This is a genomic window from Halomonas sp. (assembly GCF_034520545.1).
Classification (GTDB): domain Bacteria; phylum Pseudomonadota; class Gammaproteobacteria; order Pseudomonadales; family Halomonadaceae; genus Halomonas.
Window position 1 is genome coordinate 35,643 of the sequence record NZ_JAXHNN010000010.1, and the last position, 18,430, is coordinate 54,072.

Annotated in this window: 14 protein-coding genes; 11 read left to right on the forward strand and 3 right to left on the reverse strand. The window is 65.1% G+C overall.

The genetic code is table 11. The features are described from left to right. Nucleotides 1-227 precede the first annotated feature (227 nt). From U5L98_RS08725 to U5L98_RS08750, 6 genes are all read left to right on the forward strand, one after another. The gene (locus U5L98_RS08725) at nucleotides 228-1,394 is read left to right on the forward strand and encodes an acyl-CoA dehydrogenase family protein (protein WP_322557934.1); all 1,167 of its coding nucleotides are present in this window, start codon (nucleotides 228-230) and stop codon (nucleotides 1,392-1,394) included. Between the two features lie 10 nt (nucleotides 1,395-1,404). Next, nucleotides 1,405-2,559, forward strand: coding sequence for an enoyl-CoA hydratase/isomerase family protein (locus U5L98_RS08730; protein WP_322557935.1), 1,155 nt, complete (start codon nucleotides 1,405-1,407; stop codon nucleotides 2,557-2,559). Nucleotides 2,560-2,733: 174 nt separating this feature from the next. After that, nucleotides 2,734-3,636 (forward strand): 3-hydroxyisobutyrate dehydrogenase, encoded by a 903-nt coding sequence (gene mmsB / locus U5L98_RS08735; protein ID WP_322557936.1) that lies wholly within the window; start codon nucleotides 2,734-2,736, stop codon nucleotides 3,634-3,636. A gap of 198 nt (nucleotides 3,637-3,834) precedes the next feature. Then, nucleotides 3,835-5,214, forward strand: a complete 1,380-nt coding sequence (locus U5L98_RS08740) for an MATE family efflux transporter (protein WP_322557937.1) — start codon at nucleotides 3,835-3,837, stop codon at nucleotides 5,212-5,214. Nucleotides 5,215-5,343: 129 nt separating this feature from the next. Beyond that, nucleotides 5,344-6,525 (forward strand): acyl-CoA dehydrogenase, encoded by a 1,182-nt coding sequence (locus tag U5L98_RS08745; RefSeq protein ID WP_322557938.1) that lies wholly within the window; start codon nucleotides 5,344-5,346, stop codon nucleotides 6,523-6,525. A 12-nt stretch (nucleotides 6,526-6,537) separates the two neighbouring features. Then, nucleotides 6,538-7,758 carry a CaiB/BaiF CoA-transferase family protein gene (locus U5L98_RS08750; protein ID WP_322557939.1) on the forward strand — a complete coding sequence of 407 codons (1,221 nt, stop codon included), beginning with the start codon at nucleotides 6,538-6,540 and terminating at the stop codon, nucleotides 7,756-7,758. Between the two features lie 125 nt (nucleotides 7,759-7,883). On the opposite strand, the gene U5L98_RS08755 is transcribed toward U5L98_RS08750, so the two are convergent. Further along, on the reverse strand, nucleotides 7,884-8,717 hold the full coding sequence (locus tag U5L98_RS08755; RefSeq protein ID WP_322557940.1) for a pyruvate, water dikinase regulatory protein: 834 nt from the start codon (nucleotides 8,715-8,717) through the stop codon (nucleotides 7,884-7,886). Nucleotides 8,718-8,953: 236 nt separating this feature from the next. Here U5L98_RS08755 and ppsA point away from each other — a divergent pair, with 236 nt between their 5' ends. From ppsA to U5L98_RS08780, 5 genes are all read left to right on the forward strand, one after another. After that, a complete protein-coding gene (gene ppsA, locus U5L98_RS08760; protein ID WP_322557941.1) occupies nucleotides 8,954-11,326 on the forward strand; it encodes a phosphoenolpyruvate synthase in 2,373 nt (790 codons plus the stop codon). Between the two features lie 120 nt (nucleotides 11,327-11,446). After that, entirely contained in the window at nucleotides 11,447-12,028 is a 582-nt protein-coding gene (locus U5L98_RS08765) for an anti-virulence regulator CigR family protein (protein WP_322557942.1), read from the forward strand. A gap of 119 nt (nucleotides 12,029-12,147) precedes the next feature. Next, nucleotides 12,148-14,556: an ATP-binding protein gene (locus tag U5L98_RS08770; protein ID WP_322557943.1), complete on the forward strand. Its 2,409-nt coding sequence runs from the start codon at nucleotides 12,148-12,150 to the stop codon at nucleotides 14,554-14,556. Beyond that, the gene (locus U5L98_RS08775) at nucleotides 14,546-15,331 is read left to right on the forward strand and encodes a universal stress protein (protein WP_322557944.1); all 786 of its coding nucleotides are present in this window, start codon (nucleotides 14,546-14,548) and stop codon (nucleotides 15,329-15,331) included. The genes U5L98_RS08770 and U5L98_RS08775 overlap by 11 nt, the downstream gene beginning before the upstream one ends. A gap of 82 nt (nucleotides 15,332-15,413) precedes the next feature. After that, nucleotides 15,414-15,860, forward strand: coding sequence for a hypothetical protein (locus U5L98_RS08780; RefSeq protein WP_322557945.1), 447 nt, complete (start codon nucleotides 15,414-15,416; stop codon nucleotides 15,858-15,860). Nucleotides 15,861-15,914: 54 nt separating this feature from the next. Here U5L98_RS08780 and U5L98_RS08785 read toward each other — a convergent pair whose 3' ends face one another. Continuing rightward, nucleotides 15,915-17,798 (reverse strand): glycerophosphodiester phosphodiesterase family protein, encoded by a 1,884-nt coding sequence (locus tag U5L98_RS08785; RefSeq protein ID WP_322557946.1) that lies wholly within the window; start codon nucleotides 17,796-17,798, stop codon nucleotides 15,915-15,917. Between the two features lie 88 nt (nucleotides 17,799-17,886). Beyond that, on the reverse strand, nucleotides 17,887-18,375 hold the full coding sequence (gene rraA, locus U5L98_RS08790; protein WP_322557947.1) for a ribonuclease E activity regulator RraA: 489 nt from the start codon (nucleotides 18,373-18,375) through the stop codon (nucleotides 17,887-17,889). Nucleotides 18,376-18,430 lie beyond the last annotated feature (55 nt).

Below are 18,430 nucleotides of genomic sequence, written 5' to 3' on the forward strand. Positions count from 1 at the left end.
GGCGGTTTTCCACCTCGTCTGGCAACACTAGACGAGCTTTACGTTAACGTAAAGTGCTTGTTCGACCATGGGGTGATATGGGATAAACCTAGCAAGTGCTAGGTTGGTGTCCAGTCGCAATAGGCGATGATGCCGCCGGGATGTCCACGCGACCTGTCCCGGATCAGAGCGGCCAGGACAACAACCACAAGACGTTACCCACTCATTGCTGAACAAGAGGAATCCCCATGGACTTCTCCCTGACCGATGACCAGAAGGCGCTGGCTGCGGCCGCCGCCGACTTCGCGAGGGCCGAACTGGTCGAGCATGCCGCCGACTGGGACGCCCGCTCCCACTTTCCGGTGGATGTAATCCGCCGGGCGGGCGAGGCGGGGTTCCTCGGCATTTATACCCCGGAAGAACACGGCGGTCTGGGCCTTTCGCGCCTGGAAGCTTCGCTGATCTTCGAGCAACTGGCCCAGGGCTGCGTCTCTACCACCGCCTACCTGACTATCCACAACATGGTGACTTGGATGATCGCCAGCTGGGGCGACGATGCCTTGCGTGAAGCCTGGGTGCCGGCCATGGTAGCCGGTGAGGCGCTTGGCTCCTATTGCCTCACCGAACCCGGTGCAGGTTCCGACGCCGCCAGCCTGCGGACTCGGGCGGTGCGTGACGGTGACGACTATGTCATCAGCGGTTCCAAGATGTTCATCTCCGGCGCGGGGGCCACTGAGGTACTGGTTGTCATGGCCCGTACCGGCGAGCCCGGAAGTGGCGCCAGTGGCGTCTCGGCCATCGTGGTGCCGGCCGATGCCGCGGGTGTCGAGTACGGCAAGAACGAGGAGAAGATGGGCTGGAAGAGCCAGCCAACATGCCTGGTCAGCTTCGACGGCGTGCGTGTGCCGGTCACCAATCGTCTGGGTGCCGAGGGGGAGGGCTTCAAGTTCGCCATGAAGGGGCTGGATGGTGGACGTCTGAACATCGCCAGCTGCTCCCTGGGGGCGGCCCAGCAGGCGCTTACCCTGTCGCGGGACTACCTCGCCGAGCGAAAGCAGTTCGGGCGCGAGCTCTCGAGCTTCCAGGCCCTGCAGTTCAAGCTCGCCGACATGGCCAGCGAATTGACTGCCGCGCGGCTGATGGTGCGTCATGCCGCCTGGCGGCTCGACCAGGGCGACCCCGAAGCCACGGCACACTGCGCCATGGCCAAGCGCTTCGCTACCGACATGGGGTTCACTGTCTGCAACGAGGCCCTTCAACTGCATGGCGGCTATGGTTACATCCGTGAATACCCCCTGGAGCGTCTGGTCCGTGATACCCGAGTGCATCAGATTCTCGAGGGTACCAATGAGATCATGCGCCTGATCGTCGCCCGTCGCCTGCTGGCCGACGGCGTCATCGAATCCTTGCAATAGGAGACCCTAGATGTCGGATCTTGCAGTACTCTTCGACGAGCTGCCCACCCGAGATGGTGGCCGCATTGGCGTGGCCACCCTCAACGCACCGAAATCGCTCAACGCCCTGTCGCTGGAGATGATCCGCCAGCTCGAGGCCAAGCTCGAGGCCTGGGCGGTGGACCGCAGCGTGGTGGCGGTGTGGCTCGAGGGCAGCGGCGACAAGGCCTTCTGTGCCGGCGGTGACGTGGTGGCGCTCTACCGCTCGCTGACCGAGGAGGGCGAGAACCGCGGTGCCGGCCGCGACGGCATCTTCGCCGAGACCTACTTCTCTGCGGAGTATCGCCTCGACTACCGCATCCACACTTACCCCAAGCCGTTGATGGTCTGGGGCGACGGTATCGTCATGGGCGGCGGCCTGGGGTTGATGGCCGGTGGCTTTCAGCGCCTGGTCACCGAGACCACGCGCATCGCCATGCCGGAGATCACCATAGGGCTTTATCCCGACATCGGTGCCAGCTGGTTCCTGGGCCGCATGCCCCCCGGAGTGGGTGCCTACCTGGGCCTGACCGGGGCTCAGCTCAATGCCCGGGATGCCTTGGATCTGGGGATGGCTGACCGCTTCATTCCCCGCGAACGCCGTGATGCGTTGCTCGGTGCTCTGGTCGAGGCCGATTACGGCGACCGCAGCCTGCCCACCCTGCGTGCCGGCGTACAGACGGCACTCGATGACCACGAGGATCGCAGCGCCGCGCCCGCCGGCCAGGTGTGGCCGCACCTCGACCATCTCCAGGCGCTGGTGGGGCGGGTGGATGCCGCCACGGCCGTCAGGCGAATACTGCGTGACACCACCGACGACGGCTGGCTCGCCGCCAACCGCGCGCGTCTCGAAGTCGGCTGTCCGATGAGTGCCCAGCTGGTGTGGCGCATGCTCGAGCGACATGACCACACCAGTCTTGCCGATGCCTTCCGTGATGAACTCGGCCTGTCGGTACAGTGCTGCCGCCAGGGAGACTTTGTCGAGGGAGTGCGCGCGCTGCTGGTCGACAAGGACAAATCGCCACGCTGGCAGCACGAAAGCGTGGCCGGGGTCCCTCATGCCGATATCCAGGCCCTGGTGACCCCACCCTGGTCCAGTGAGTCACATCCCCTGCGCGACCTCGGCGTCGGCCATCGGGTTGGCTGAAGCCACGGAAGGGTTGCAGAAGCGCCCGGTTCAGCCAACGGCGTCGTAGGAGCGCTGCTTGCAGCGCGAAGGTTTGCTGGAGAGAACACCGAGCATCGCTTTGCAAGCAAAGCTCTTACCGGCAGTCCACTGCGTTTTGAACGATTCAAACTATCAACAACAAGGAGTTTAAATATGAATATCGCCTTTATCGGCCTCGGCAACATGGGTGCGCCCATGGCCATCAACCTGGTCAAGGCCGGCTATGACGTTACCGTCTTCGACCTGGTCGAGAGCGCTATCCAGACTCTGGAAGCCGAGGGTGCCAAGCGCGCCGCCAGCGCCGAGGCAGCTGCCAACGGGGCGGATGTGGTCGTCTCCATGCTGCCGGCCGGGGCGCACGTCAAGGGGCTCTACATGGGCCGCGATGGCGCCCCGGGGCTGCTCGATACCCTGGAAGGCAAGCCGCTAATTGTCGATTCCTCGACCATCGCACCTGACGATGCTCGCCAGGTGGGCTCTGCCGCCGCCGAACGCGGCTTCACCTACCTGGACGCGCCGGTCTCAGGCGGGGTGGGCGGTGCCAAGGCCGGCACCCTGACCTTCATCGTCGGCGGCGAGGCGGCCGGTTTCGAACAGGCCAAGCCTTTGCTTGAGGCCATGGGCAAGAACATCTTCCACGCCGGCGACGTGGGGTCGGGGCAGGTGGCCAAGATCTGCAACAACATGCTGCTTGGCATCCTGATGTCGGGTACCGCCGAGGCCCTGGCGCTGGGCGTGAAGAACGGCATGGATCCGGCCGTGCTCTCCGAGATCATGAAGCAGAGTAGCGGTGGTAACTGGGCGCTCAACGTCTACAACCCCTGGCCGGGGGTGATGGAAGGCGCCGCCGCTTCCCGGGACTACCAGGGCGGGTTCCTTACCGATCTGATGGCCAAGGATCTGGGCTTGGCCTGGGATCTGGCACTGGGTTCGAAGTCCACCGTGCCCATGGGCTCACAGGCGCGCAATCTCTTCGCACTGCACAGTGCCCAGGGCAGCGGGCAGCTCGATTTCTCCAGTATCCAGACCCTCTACCGCCAGGGCGAGGATTCTTAAGCGCCGGGCAGCCAAGCAGCCAAAGCCAAGCAGCCAAAGCCAAGCAGCCAAGAAAAACCTCCAGCAGGCGAGTCTGCTGGAGGTTTTCCTGTGTTGCCATAATGGTGCGCGATCACCATCCTGCTCGGCGCTTGGTTCACTTTGCTCTCGATCCGGGGAAGCGGCACAATCCAGTGCCCGTTTCCGTCGAGAGCCTCCATGAGCGCATCCGCTTCACCCTCCCCACCCCCCGCATCCCGCTCCCGTCCCGCCCGCCGCGAGCTGCTCGAAGGGCCCATTGGCCTGACGCTGTTGCGCAAGAGCCTGCCGGTGGTCGGCGGCATGATCGCCATGATGAGCTTCAACCTGGTGGATACCTGGTTCATCTCGCGCCTCGGCACCGAGGAACTGGCGGCGGTGGCCTTCACCTTTCCGGTGGTATTCACGGTGATCAGCCTGGCCATCGGCCTGGGGATCGGGACCTCGGCGGTGGTGGCTCGCCGGCTGGGGCAGGGCGAGCTCGGCACGGTGCGACGCCGAGCCACCGATGCGGCCCTGCTGGCAGTGGTGGTGGGGCTGTGCATGACCCTGCTGGGATTGGCCACCCTGGAACCGTTGTTCCGTCTGATGGGCGCCGATGACCTGCTGATGCCGCATATCCGCGATTATATGGGCATCTGGTATCTGGGGGCGGCGGCGGTGATCGTGCCGAGGGTGCTCAACAGCATCCTGCGCGCCCACGGCAATACCGCTACCCAGGGGCTGACGATGGCGCTGGCGGCCGGCATCAACGTGCTGCTGGACTGGTGGCTGATCTTCGGCGTCGGGCCTTTTCCGGCCATGGGTGTCTCCGGCGCGGCGCTTGCCACGGTGTTGAGCTGGGGGTTCATGGCCGGTGTGCTGGTCTTCCAGCGTGAGCTTCGCGAGCTCTTCGATCTAGCCGGCTTGACAGGGCGAGGTCTTCTAGCGTCCTGGCGGGAGCTGGGTCGTATCGCAGGTCCGGCTGCCGTCACCAGCGTCTTCACGCCCATCGCCCTGGGGCTGATAACCCGCATCGTGGCCGGTCATGGTCATGATGCGGTAGCAGGTTTCGGTGTCGGGTCGCGCATCGAGGCCATCTCCCTGATCGCCGTGCTGGCGCTCTCCATGACCCTGTCGCCGCTGGTCAGCCAGAATGCCGGCGCTGGCCAGCATGACCGGGTCCGCCGGGCGATCCTGGGCTGCTTCGTCTTCGTGCTGGCCTGGCAGCTGCTGGTCTGGGGAGTGCTGCAGCTATTGGCGCCCTGGCTGGTGGCCGGCTATGCCCAGCGCGAGACGGTAGGGGAGGTGCTTCGCAGCTTCTTGTGGCTGGTGCCACTTGGCCTCGGCGCCCAGGGTGTGGTGATCCTCGCGGTCTCCTCCTTCAACGCCCTGCACCGTCCCGCTCGGGCCATGCGACTCTCGGTGGTCAGGCTCTTCGCCCTGACCGTGCCGTTGGCCTGGTTGGGCGGCCGGTTGGCCGGTAGCACCGGGGTCTTCGCCGGGATGCTTGCCGCCAACCTGCTGGTCGCATTGCTTGCCTGGTGGCAGATTCGTCGCGTCTTGGCCCGTTATCCGTAAGTCGGTAGCGGTGTCTCGACCAGGATGGTCGGGGGAATTTTTTCGTCGGCGGGGCTTGGCAGATACGCCCTCTTGGTCTACATTTAATGAAAATGTAGAAATTATTAGCGCGCCAACCGAGGATATCCCATGAGCCAGATCACTCCCGTCACCTGGGACGACCCCTTCCGTCTCGTCGATCAGCTTTCCGAAGACGAGCGCATGGTCCTCCAGACCGCCCACGACTATTGCCAGGAGAAGTTGCTGCCGCGGGTGCTGGAGGCCAATCGTTACGAGCGTTTTGACCGCGAGATCATGAACGAGATGGGCGAGCTGGGCCTGCTTGGCGCGACCATCGATGGCTACGGCTGCGCCGGGCTGAACTATGTCAGCTACGGCCTGATTGCCCGTGAGGTGGAGCGTGTCGACTCCGGTTACCGCAGTGCCATGAGCGTGCAGTCGAGCCTGGTGATGTATCCGATCCACGCCTTCGGCAGCGAGGCCCAGCGAGAGAAATATCTGCCCAAGCTGGCCAGCGGCGAGTGGGTGGGGGCCTTCGGTCTCACCGAGCCGGACCACGGCTCTGATCCCGGTGGCATGAGCACCCGTGCCACTCGCACCGACGGCGGCTGGCGGCTCAACGGCACCAAGACCTGGATCACCAACTCGCCCATCGCCGATGTCTTCGTGGTCTGGGCCCGGGATGACGAGGGCGTGGTCAACGGCTTCATCCTCGAGAAGGGCATGAAGGGGCTTACGGCCCCCAAGATCGAGGGCAAGTTCAGCTTGCGAGCCTCCATCACCGGCCAGATCGCGATGCAGGACGTGGAGGTCTCCGACGACCAGCGCCTGCCCAACGTTACCGGGCTTAAGGGGCCGTTCTCCTGTCTCAACCGCGCCCGCTTCGGTATCGCCTGGGGCACCATGGGCGCCGCCGAGGCATGCTGGCATGCGGCCCGCGATTATACCCTGGAGCGCAAGCAGTTCGGCCGCCCCCTGGCCGCCAATCAGCTGATCCAGAAGAAGCTCGCTGACATGCAGACCGAAATTACCCTGGGCCTTCAGGCGGCACTGCGTGTCGGCCGCATGATCGACGACGGCCAGCTGGTCCCCGAGGCCATCTCGCTGATCAAGCGCAACAACTGCGGCAAGGCGCTGGATATCGCACGCCAAGCCCGCGACATGCACGGCGGCAACGGGATCAGCGACGAGTACCATGTGATCCGTCACGTGATGAATCTCGAGGCGGTGAACACCTACGAGGGCACCCATGACGTCCATGCCCTGATCCTCGGACGCGCCCAGACCGGCATCCAGGCCTTTACCGGGTAAGAGGAGTTCGAGATGAGCGGACCGCTTGACGGCATCACGGTGCTGGATCTGTCGCGGGTATTGGCGGGTCCCTGGGCCGGCCAGCTGCTCGCCGATCTCGGCGCACGGGTGATCAAGATCGAGCACCCGAAGCGGGGCGACGACACCCGCGGCTGGGGGCCGCCCTGGCTGGCAGAAGACCTTGAGAATAAGCAGGACGATGCCGAACGGGTGGCGGCCTACTTCCTGTGCGCCAACCGCGGCAAGCAGTCGCTGGCCGTGGATATCGCCACCGAGGACGGACAGGGCCTGGTCAGGGCACTGGCGAAGGGTGCCGATATCCTGCTCGAGAACTTCAAGGTCGGTGGCCTTGCCAAGTACGGGCTCGACTATCCCAGTCTGCGAACGATCAATCCGCGCCTGATCGGCTGCTCGGTTACCGGCTTCGGGCAGGACGGCCCTTATGCCCATCGGGCCGGCTACGACTTCATGATCCAGGCCATGGGCGGATTGATGAGCCTCTCCGGCGAGCCCGATGGCATGCCCATGAAGACCGGCGTGGCGATCACCGATGTGATGACCGGTCTCTATGCCACGGTGGGCGTGCTCGCGGCCCTGCAGGAGCGCGAGCGTACCGGCCGGGGGCAGCACATCGACCTGGCGCTGCTCGATGTCCAGGTGGCCACCCTGGCCAACCAGGCACTCAACGCACTGGTCGAAGGCCAGTCACCCCAGCGCCACGGCAACGCCCACCCCAACATCGTGCCCTATCAGGCCTTCGCCTGCGCCGATGGCCATCTAGTGTTAACGGTGGGCAACGATGCCCAGTTCGCCCGCTTTGCCGACATGCTCGGCCATCCCGAGTGGGCCGAGGACCCCGCCTACGCCACCAATGGAGCCCGTGTCGGCAATCGGGAGGTGCTGGTCTCGCTGATCCAGCAGATCCTGCTCGAGCGCGACCGCGATGACTGGCTTAGCGAAATGGAGGCACGCGGTATCCCCGCCGGCCCCATCAATAACCTGACCGAGGTCTTCGACGATCCTCAGGTGCGTCATCGTGGCCTGAGCCGTACTTTGCAGCGTGGCGAACTCAAGGTCCCCCAGGTCGCCAACCCACTGCGTTTCGACGGTGAGCCCGCCACCAGCGAGGTGGCGCCCCCTCGGCTCGGGCAGGATAGTGATGAAATACTCGCCGAGATGGGCCTCTCCAAGGACGATATCGCCAAGCTCAGAAGGGCAGGGGTGGTCCGGTAGCTACAAGGCTCAAGGAGCAAGCTACAAGGCAAACCTCTGGCCTTCGGCCAGCGACAAGTTTCAAGAAGAAAGTGACAAGGAAAATTCTCGCGACCTGCATTGCCGGGCACATACTGCCTTGCGCCTTATCTTGGCGAAAAGCGCCGTGTCAGGCCGGTTTCGGCGATCATTCGGGTGGAGATTTCTTCCACTGAGAAACGGGTGGTGTCGATGAAGGGAACATGCAACTGGCGATAGAGCCCCTCGGCCTGCTCGACCTCCTGAACGCATTGGTCGATGGAGCTGTAGCGGCTGTTTGGCCGGCGTTCATGGCGAATGGCTGCCAGCCGTCGCGGGTCGATGGTCAGCCCGAACAGCTTGTGGCGATGGGGTGACAGAGCCTTCGGCAGCTTCAGGGTGCCGTTCTCGTCCTGGTCGTCCTCGGTTAAAGGGTAGTTGGCCGCGCGGATGCCGAACTGCAGGGCCAGGTAGAGCGAGGTGGGCGTCTTGCCGCAGCGCGAGACGCCGACAAGGATGAGGTCGGCCTTATCGTACTGGTGGGTGCGGGCCCCGTCGTCGTTGTCCAGGGCGAAGTGCACCGATTGGATGCGGTCCATGTAGACGTCGTCGCGACCGATGGAGTGGGTACGACCGACGCTATAGGAGGAGTGGGCTTCCAGTTCCTCCTCTAGTGGCTTGAGGAAGGTCGAGAAGATGTCGACCTTGAAGCCCGGGGCCTGGCGAATCACCTCGCGGATCTGCTCGTCGACGATGGTGTCGATGATGATCGGTTGCTCGCCGTCGCGCACCGCCGTGGCCTCGATGATGGCCACCAGGGTTCGCGCCTTGTCGAGGGAGTCGATATAGGGCTTGGTGAGCATACGGATCTCGACGTTTTCGAACTGGGCGAGCAGGCTGCGTCCCAGGCTCTCGGCGGTGATGCCGGTGCCGTCGGAGATGAAGAAGGCGGTGCGCGTCATGGCGAGTCGCTGTTTTCCGTGGGATTCCGGGCATTGTCGGCGTTGGCCGGGGTCGGGACAAGAGGGAGGACGCCTGGCCATTCGGTCGGGTGTTGTAAAAATCCTTCAGTGACTTCGATTTTAGACTAATGGCGAATACCGAGGGACGCTGTTAATGTCGTCTGCACTTTTTCATGCCCGAGTCTTGCGTTGCCTGCCGGCATGTTGCATCCGTCATCGATATTCGGGGAGCTCTCATGGACGATTACATTCAGTGGTTCGATCAATTGGGCATGGATGATGTCGAGCGAGTGGGCGGCAAGAATGCCTCTCTCGGCGAGATGATTTCCAACCTGTCCGGCGCGGGTGTCACCGTACCCGGCGGATTCGCCACCACGGCCCACGCTTACCGCGAATTCCTCTCTCACGAAGGGCTCAACGAGCGCATCAACAGCCGCCTCGCCACGCTGGACGTCGATGACGTGGCGGAACTGGCGCGGGCCGGTGCCGAGATCCGTCAGTGGGTCATCGACACGCCGCTGCCGCCCACCTTCGAACGCTACCTCCGCGAGAGCTACGAGACGCTCTCGGCGATGCATCCCAATCTCAAGGTGGCTGTGCGCAGTTCGGCGACTGCCGAGGACCTGCCGGATGCCTCCTTTGCCGGTCAGCAGGAGACCTTCCTCAACATCGAGGGCTTCGACAACATCAAGCGTGCCGTGCATGAGGTCTTTGCTTCGCTGTTCAATGACCGCGCCATCTCCTACCGGGTGCACCGCGGCTATGCCCACGAGAACGTGGCGCTCTCCGCGGGCATCCAGAAGATGGTGCGCTCCGAGACCGGCGCTGCGGGGGTCATGTTTACCCTGGATACCGAGTCCGGCTATCGCGATGCCGTCTTCGTCACCGCCTCCTGGGGCCTCGGCGAGACGGTGGTGCAGGGCGCGGTGAACCCCGACGAGTTCTATGTCCACAAGCCGACCCTGGCGGCGGGGCGTCCGGCGGTGCTGCGACGCAACCTCGGCTCCAAGCTGATCAAGATGATCTACACCGACGACACCAGCGCCGGCAAGTCGGTGGAAACCGTGGACGTTCCGCTGGCCGACCGCGCACGCTTCTGCATCAACGACGAGCAGATCATGGCGCTGGCCCGCCAGGCGATGACCATCGAAGAGCACTACGGTCGGCCCATGGACATCGAATGGGCGCTGGACGGCGACGATAACGAGCTCTATATCGTCCAAGCCCGGCCCGAGACCGTGGTCTCCCAGCAGGAGGGCGGCAAGCTCGAGCGCTTTCAGCTCAAGGAGAAGGGGCGCACCCTGGTGGTCGGTCGGGCGATTGGCCAACGCATCGGCAGCGGTGCGGTCAAGGTGGTGTTTTCCCCGGATGACATGGAGAAGGTTTTCCCCGGCGATGTTCTGGTCACCGACATGACCGACCCGGACTGGGAACCGATCATGAAGCGCGCCTCGGCCATCGTCACCAATCGCGGTGGCCGTACCTGCCACGCGGCGATCATCGCCCGCGAGCTGGGCATTCCCGCCGTGGTCGGCTGCGGCGATGCCACTGAAATTCTCTCCGACGGTCGCGACGTGACCGTCTCCTGTGCCGAAGGGGACACCGGTCACGTCTACGAGGGGCTGCTGGCGTTTGATCGCCGCGTGACCAGCGTCGATGCCATGCCCGAGATTCCCTTCAAGATCATGATGAACGTCGGCAACCCGGATCGTGCCTTCAGCTTCGCCAGCCTGCCCAACGCAGGTGTTGGCCTGGCGCGTCTCGAGTTCATCATCAACCGCATGATCGGTGTGCATCCCAAGGCGCTACTCGAATATGACCTCCTGCCCGCCGACCTGCAGCAGACCATCGACCTGCGGACTGCCGGCTATAGCGACCCGGTGGAGTTCTATGTCGACAAGCTGGTCGAGGGCATCGCCACCCTGGCGGCCTCCTTCTACCCGCAGCGGGTCATCGTGCGCCTGTCGGACTTCAAGTCCAACGAGTACGAGAACCTGATCGGCGGCAAGCTCTACGAGCCGGGCGAGGAGAACCCCATGCTCGGCTTCCGAGGGGCCTCGCGCTATATCTCGGACTCGTTCCGGCCCTGCTTCGAGCTGGAATGCCGGGCACTCAAGCGGGTGCGCGAGGTGATGGGACTCGACAACGTCGAGATCATGGTGCCCTTCGTGCGCACCACCGAGGAGGCCCGGGAGGTAGTCGACCTGCTGGCCGCCAACGGTCTGGCGCGGGGCGAGAAGGGCCTCAAGGTGATCATGATGTGCGAGTTGCCGGCCAACGCCCTGCTGGCGGAGGAGTTCCTCGAGTACTTCGACGGCTTCTCTATCGGCTCCAACGATCTTACCCAGCTGACGCTGGGCCTCGATCGCGACTCCGGCATCGTCGCCCACCTCTTCGACGAGCGGAACCCGGCGGTGAAGAAGCTGCTGGCCATGGCCATTCAGGCCTGTCACGCCCAGGGCAAGTACATCGGCATCTGCGGCCAGGGTCCCTCGGACCATCCGGATCTGGCCAAGTGGCTGATGGAGCAGGGCATTGACTCCGTGTCGCTCAATCCCGATGCGGTTCTCGAGACCTGGTTCATGCTGGCCGGTGAGACCCTCGGTTGATCGTGTATCCGCCGACAGTGATCAAAGACACCCGGGCTTGCCCGGGTGTCTTGTTTAGTGCACTGCTCTTGCATGATGTCGGACTAGACTAATCGGACATGCCCCGACGAGGAGGTCTGCATGAAGACCCCGATCGCTTTTTATTCCCTGTTGATGGCTGGCGCCCTCGGCCTGACCCTTGTGGCGTCCCCGCTGCTGGCACAACCCGGCAACAGCCAGGGCAAGGGCCAAAGCGGTGGTTCCTGGAAGGAACAGGGCCAGCAGCATCCTGGCCAGAAGGGCCAGGGCCAGAGTAACCGGGAATCGCGGGGCCAAGGCCTAGGTCAGCGCCAGGCGCGAGACAGCGACCGCGGTCGCTACGAGGACCGTGATCGGATGCACGACGGCTCCAGGGAGCGGAGTCGGTATTACGATGAGGCAAGCCGTCCGATGATCGATGAGCGAGAGGTTCGCCAGATCTTCCGTAGTCGGCACGAGGTTATCCGCCATGACGACCGCGACAGCCTGCCGCCAGGCATCCGTATGAACCTGGAGCGCGGCAAGCCCCTGCCTCCCGGTATTGCCAAGAAATTCGACGACCACGTGCGGCGTGATCTGCCCGACTACGAAGGCTATGAATGGCGTCGCGTGGGCACCGACGCCGTGCTGGTCGACCTCACCAACGACATCATCTACGAGGTGATTCACAACATCCTGCGTTGATCTCCTCCGGCAGGCACGACCGTGCTTGCCGGTCTTCCTGCGCCCGCTCTCCTTGATCTCCATCACGCAGGACCCTGCTCCTTGTCGCATACTGTCCATGTCTGCAAAGGAGAACTGCCATGGTGGAACCCCTTGGGGTGGCGCAGGTATACCGGACCTGTCCGACCGATGCCTTCGGTTTCGAGATTACCAGTGAGCTGGAGTCGCTCGATCTTCTCGTCGGCCATGAGCGTGCCCGGGATGCGTTGAGCTTCGGCACCGCGATCCGCAGCGACGGCTTCAATCTCTTCGTCCTGGGCCAGCCGGGGCACGACCGACACAGCCTGGTGGGTAGCTTCCTCTCCGAGAAAGCCCGGTCTGCCTCGCCTCCCAGTGATTGGTGCTACCGTTACAACTTCGACGATCCCGCCGTTCCCCTGGCCCTATCGCTGCCCCCCGGGCTGGGCCGTCAGCTGCACACTGACCTGGAGGCGCTGGTTGAGGAACTGCGCAGTGCCATTCCGGCCGTGTTCGAGAGCGAGGAGTACCAGAACCGTCTCCACGAGCTCAAGGAGGTCATGGGCGAGCGCCAGCGCGATGCCGTCGAGTCCGTGAGACGCGAGGCCCGCGAGCACGACATCCTGCTGCTCTCAACCCCCAACGGGTTCACCTTCGCGCCGGCCGATGGGGAAAAGATGATGCCGCCCGAGACCTTCGAGAAACTTGCGAAGGACGAGCGTGAGCGCATCGAGGCCAACGTCGAGATCCTGCAGCGCAAGCTGACCCAGGCGATTCGCCAGATGCCACATCTGGCCAAGGCGTTGCGCGAACAGGCCAATGCCCTCAATGCGGAGATGCTCGAGTCAGCCATCGGCGCTCCGCTGGATGAGCTCAAGCAGCGCTATGCCGAGCACGAGGGCATCCTGACCCATCTCGACGCCATCCGCGAGGCGATCCTGTTCAATGTCGACTCCTTCATTGCCGCCGAGCCCGACATCCCGGCGGAGGCGGTGTTCAGCCGCTTCCAGGTCAATCTTCTGGTGGACAACGCCGAGGCCGGCGGGGCACCGGTAATCTATCTGGACCTGCCCACTCATCAGCACCTGGTGGGGCGCATCGAGCACCATGTGCACAACGGTACCCTGCTGACCGACTTCTCGCTGATCCGGGCCGGCGCCCTGCATCGCGCCAACGGTGGTTACCTGGTGCTGGACGTGCGTGGCGTGCTCACCCAGCCGGGGGCCTGGGAAACGCTCAAGCGTGTACTCAGGGCCGGTGAGATCCGTACCGAATCGCTGGAGCAGGCCTATGGGCTGATCAGCACCGTGACCCTCGAGCCGGAGCCGATCCCGCTGGACGTCAAGGTCGTGCTGCTGGGCGAGCGACTGCTCTACTACCTGCTTTGCGAGCACGACCCCGAGTTCCTGGAGCTGTTCAAGGTCCAGGCCGACTTGGAGGATGAACTCGACCGTGACCCTGAGCACGTGGCCTTCTATGCTCGCATGGTGGCGACCCTGGCCCGCGAGGCGGCCCTACGGCCACTGGACCGCAGCGGCGTTGCCGCCGTGATCGAGCGGGCCAGCCGGCTGGCCGATGACCAGCGCAAGCTGACCGCGCGTCATCGCGACCTGCGGGACCTCTTGCTGGAGGCCGACCACTGGGCCGGCGAACAGGCGGCTGAGGTGATCGCCCGACGGCATGTCGAAAAGGCGGTCAGTCAGCAGCTCTGGCGTGCGGGGCGGATCCGCGAGCGCAGCCACGAGATGATCACGCGCGGCACCATGATGGTGGCCACCGAGGGGCGCGCGGTCGGTCAGGTCAACGGCCTTTCCGTGCTGCAGCTGGGCGAATATGCCTTCGGCCAGCCGTCGCGCATCACCGCCACGGCGCGTCCGGGCAACGGCCAGGTGGTGGACATCGAGCGCGAGGCGCGCATGGGCGGGCGCATCCACTCCAAGGCGGTGATGATCCTGTCGCGCTACCTGGCCAGTCGCTACGCGGGGGAGGAGCCGCTCTCGCTCTCCGCGAGCCTGGCCTTCGAACAGTCCTATGGCGGGATCGAGGGTGACAGTGCCTCGGTGGCCGAGGTGTGTGCCCTGGTCTCGGCCATCGCCCGGGTGCCGCTCGACCAGGCCTTCTCCGTCACCGGCTCCATCGACCAGCACGGTCGAGTCCAGGCGGTGGGTGGCGTCAACGAGAAGATCGAGGGGTTCTTCGATGTCTGCGGCGCCCGGGGCGACCTCGAGGGTCAGGCGGTGATCCTGCCGGCGACCAATGTCGAGCATCTGATGCTCAAGGACGAGGTCCGCGAGGCGATCGAGCAGGGGCGTTTCCGGGCCTTCGCCGTGTCACGGGTGGACGAAGCGCTGGAGCTGCTCACCGGCCTGCCCACCGGTGAGCCCGACGCTCGAGGGCACTACCCCGAGGGCAGCCTCGATGCCCGCGTGGCCGAGCGGTTGGCCCATTTCCGCGAAGTGGTGAAGCATGCTCGCCAGGCGGAGCGGGGCGGCGATGGCGACGAGCATGAGGAGCAGGACGATGAACGTTGACGCGTACCGGCCAAGCCCGGAAGGGCAGGCGGGGGATGACGAGATCCCGGTGATGCGGGTGCTGGCGCTGCTCGATGCGTCCCGTCACAGCCTGGCGGCACTGGCCGCCGCGGTGGACCTCGCGGCACTGCGTCACGCGGAGCTGGTGGCGTTGTTCGTCGAGGATCAGGACCTGCTGGGCAGTGCCGGTTTCCCCTTTGCTCGGGAGATCGGTGCCGTCTCGGGGCGGGTTCGCCGATTGTCGAGGTCCGATCTCGAGGCAGGCATGGCCCGGCAGGCCCGCCGCGTGGCCGAGGCCCTGGAGTCCGCGGTGGCCGGCCGGGCGCTGCGACACCAGTTGCAGGTCAGTCGGGGTCGGGTGGTCAGCGAGGCGTTGTCGCTGGCCGGCCCCGGTGACCTGCTGGTGCTCGGCAAGGCCGGACTCTCGGGCCACTGGGGCGTGCGCCTGGGGTCTACCAGCCGTGCTCTGATTCTTGAGGCACCCTGCACGGTGGTCATCTGGGATGAGCGCCAGTCGCTCGTCCGCGGCCCCCTGCGAACCCTGGATGACACAGAGGCGAGCGGCGACGAATTTCTTTCCGTTGCCGAGGCGTTGACCCGCCTGTTCGACGGCAGGGAGACCCTGCAGGCGCGCGATGCTCGGCAACTGGAGCAGCAGCTGGCTCGTCTGGACAACGGGGCCCTGCTGCTCCATCGCCCTCAGCTCGCCCGCCTGGCCGAGCAGGACGCCGACCTGCTGGCCCGCCTGCCGATGCCGGTCATCGTAGTCCCGTGACGAGAGCAAACGGTTCTGGCCGACGGGGCGGCGAGAATTTGGCAAGATAGCGCCTCCAACGAGCCGAAGGGGATCTGTCGGGATGGCATACTTGCTGGTGATGGGAGGGCTGGCATTGTCCGTCTTCTTTACGCTGGGCTGGGGTCTGGTACGTGCCACGCGCTGGCTGGCGGGTCGCCTGCCGGGCGCGAGCCGAAAACCGCCGCGGCGCTCGACTCGCCGTGCGCCGGCCAGGCCCAAGCCCGCCCCGCGGTCCAGGACTCGCAAGGCCACGCCCGCCAAGGCGCCATCGGAACCCTGGCGCCTGACCTGCTGGCTCGCCCAGTGGCGCTCTCCGCTGCCGTTGGGCCTGCTGGCGCTGCTGCTTTACGGCGGTGGCCGCCTAGTCGATTACGGCATGACCTATCGCCCTCAGGCCATTCCCGGCGAATTCCAGGGCCTGGTTAGCTCCCTGGGTTGGGCCGCCGGCGCATTGCTGATCCTTGCCTGCCTGAATCTGCTGGCTCTCTGGCGCTGCCGTCGCCAGTGAGAGTGGCGTCGACCCACGCCGCGAAGGCGTGGTGAAGGGGACTGAATCTCGACACTAGTTCCTCAGCCAGTTGCGCAGTTTGACCAGCAGCAGGGCGCCGTCGCCCAAGCGACGGCGCTCGGCGATCAGTTCGGCGAGCATGGCCGGCCGGTCGGTGATGATGGCATCCACCCCCAGGTCGATCAGCTGGGACATCCGGGTGCGATCATTGATGGTCCAGGCGTGCAGCTCGTAGCCGTAGTACCCGGCGAGGCGTACCTCCTCTTCGTCGATGCGGTTGTGACGCAGGGCCAGGGCATCGAAGCCCTGGCGTTCAAGGGTGCCCGACATCACCAGCTGGGCCAGCAGGCTGGTGCGCAGGCTGGGCTCGCGACGCTTGGCCTCGCGCAACAGCCAGGGCGACATGGCGGCGACAAACATGTCCCTCATGATGTCTGGATCGCCGCAGGCCAGTGCGGTCACCCGATCCTCGGCGCGGTACCGACAGGTGCGACGCACTTCTCGCTCCCTTTTCAGGTCGTCGAGGACCGCATCGACCAGTTCCAGCTCCCGGCCGGGGTCGGGCTTGAGCTCGATCATCAGGCTGGCGCGTCCGCGTACCGCCGCCAGGACCTCGTCCAGCCCCGGAATCGGCTCGCCGATGAAGGGATCACCGAACCAGCTACCCACATCGACCTCGGCAAGTTCCGCTTTCGTCAGGGCGCCGACCCGGCGGTTGTCGCCGGCCAGTCGTCTGAGGCTCTCGTCATGGTAGAGGACCACCTCCCCGTCGGCGGTGAGGCGCACGTCGATCTCGATGCCATCGGATCGGTCCCGGATCGCCTGTTCCACCGCGGCCATGGTGTTCTCCGGCGCCTTCAGCGAGCTGCCGCGATGGGCGATGATGGTGACCTCGTCGCGGATCTCGAAGCGGTTGACGATCAGCCACGCTTGGCCGATGGCGAACAGCACGACGGCGAGCTCGACGGCCCAGGCCAGACGCCCTGGGTGGGTGCCGGGCGGCGGTGGCTCGGGCCTTGGCTCACGATGGGCCAGGTGCAGGTAGAGGCAGGTAGCCTGGAGGGCATTGGCGGCAATGCCGCCGAAGGTGATAGCCAAGGCGATCAGCAGGTAGGCGGTGAGGTAGGCGAGCATGGCTGGGACCAGCACGGCGTTGCGTTCGGGTAGCCACCACAGCAGCGGCGTGACGATCCAGTCGAATAGTGCCGTGGCCAGGAGGGGCAGCATGATGATACCCAGCAGCAACAAAACCACCGCAGCGGCTATATGGTGCCCGCGGCCTCGAGTCAATTGTACGCTGCGCGCGAGTGCCGCCGGCGGCGATAGCCCCTCCAGGGTCAGCGCCGGCAGGGCCAGGTGCCAGCGGACATAGAGGGTCCCGGCCAGCAGGAACCAGGCCAGTACCGGTACCAGGCTGCTGCCGAGAAAGGCCCAGAAGGCGGGGGGGCGCATGTTTTGCACGAAGTAGGCATCCAGCCCCCCCAGGAAGAGGTCATGAAGCCAGGCGAGGCTCAGCGCCAGCGGGATCAGCAGCAGCAGCTGGGTCCCCACCTGGAGTACCACCAGGCCGCTGATGGCCGGCAGACGGCGCAGCGTGGCCCAGAGGGCCTCGAAGGCCAGACGGACATGGTGGTCCCGGGGGCGTACCGCCACCAGGATCATACCGGATTGCTGCAGGTAGAGCACCAGAAAGGTCAGTCCCACCGCGACCAGCAGCCAGAGCAGTCCACTCGGGCTCATCAGCAGGGCGATCAGTTCGTTGTTGGTGATCACCGGACGGCCGAACTGGGAAAGCAGGCCCGAGAGTGTCCAGCCGACGGCCGGCAGCAGCAGGCTCGAGGCCAGCAGCGTGAAGAAGAGGTGATAGGCGATCAGCGGACGCAGATGCTCGCGCAGGGTGCGCAGCACATCGCCGCTCAGTCGTGGCAGGGGTAGCATGGACAGGTGCAGGAAGAGAACATGACATCAGAGTGACAGCACTTGCCTGCCACGGGCAAGTGCCTGTTACCGCGGGCTTCGGCGCAGTTTAGCGCTCCAGGTCCAGCTGCTCCTCGGCGACCAGAATGCCGTTGTTGTCGGCATACAGCCACTGGCCTGGGGTCAGGGTGACGCCGGCGAAACTCACCGGGATGTCACGCTGTCCCTCGCCGCGTTTCTCGCTCTTGCGTGGATGGGCGCCCAGGGCCTGGATGCCGAGCTCGGTCTCGGCCAGTATGTCGACGTCACGCACGCAGCCGTACATCACCACCCCGGCCCAGCCATGACCGGCGGCCTGTTCGGCCAGCATATCGCCCAGCATTGCGCAGCGGGTCGAGCCGCCGGCATCGACGACCAGCACGGCGCCGTCGCCGGGCTCGGCCACCGCTTGCTTGACCAGGGAGTTGTCCTCGAAGCATTTGACGGTGCGGATCGGCCCGGCGAAAGCCTCGAGGCCACCGACGTTGACGAAGATCGGATCGAGCACCTGCACTTCGGGGTAGGCGTCGCAGATGTCCGGTGTGATGATATGGCTCACGGTGAGGCTCCTCGTGTCGTGGGCGATCCGGTGATGATGCCATGGTCCAGGCAGA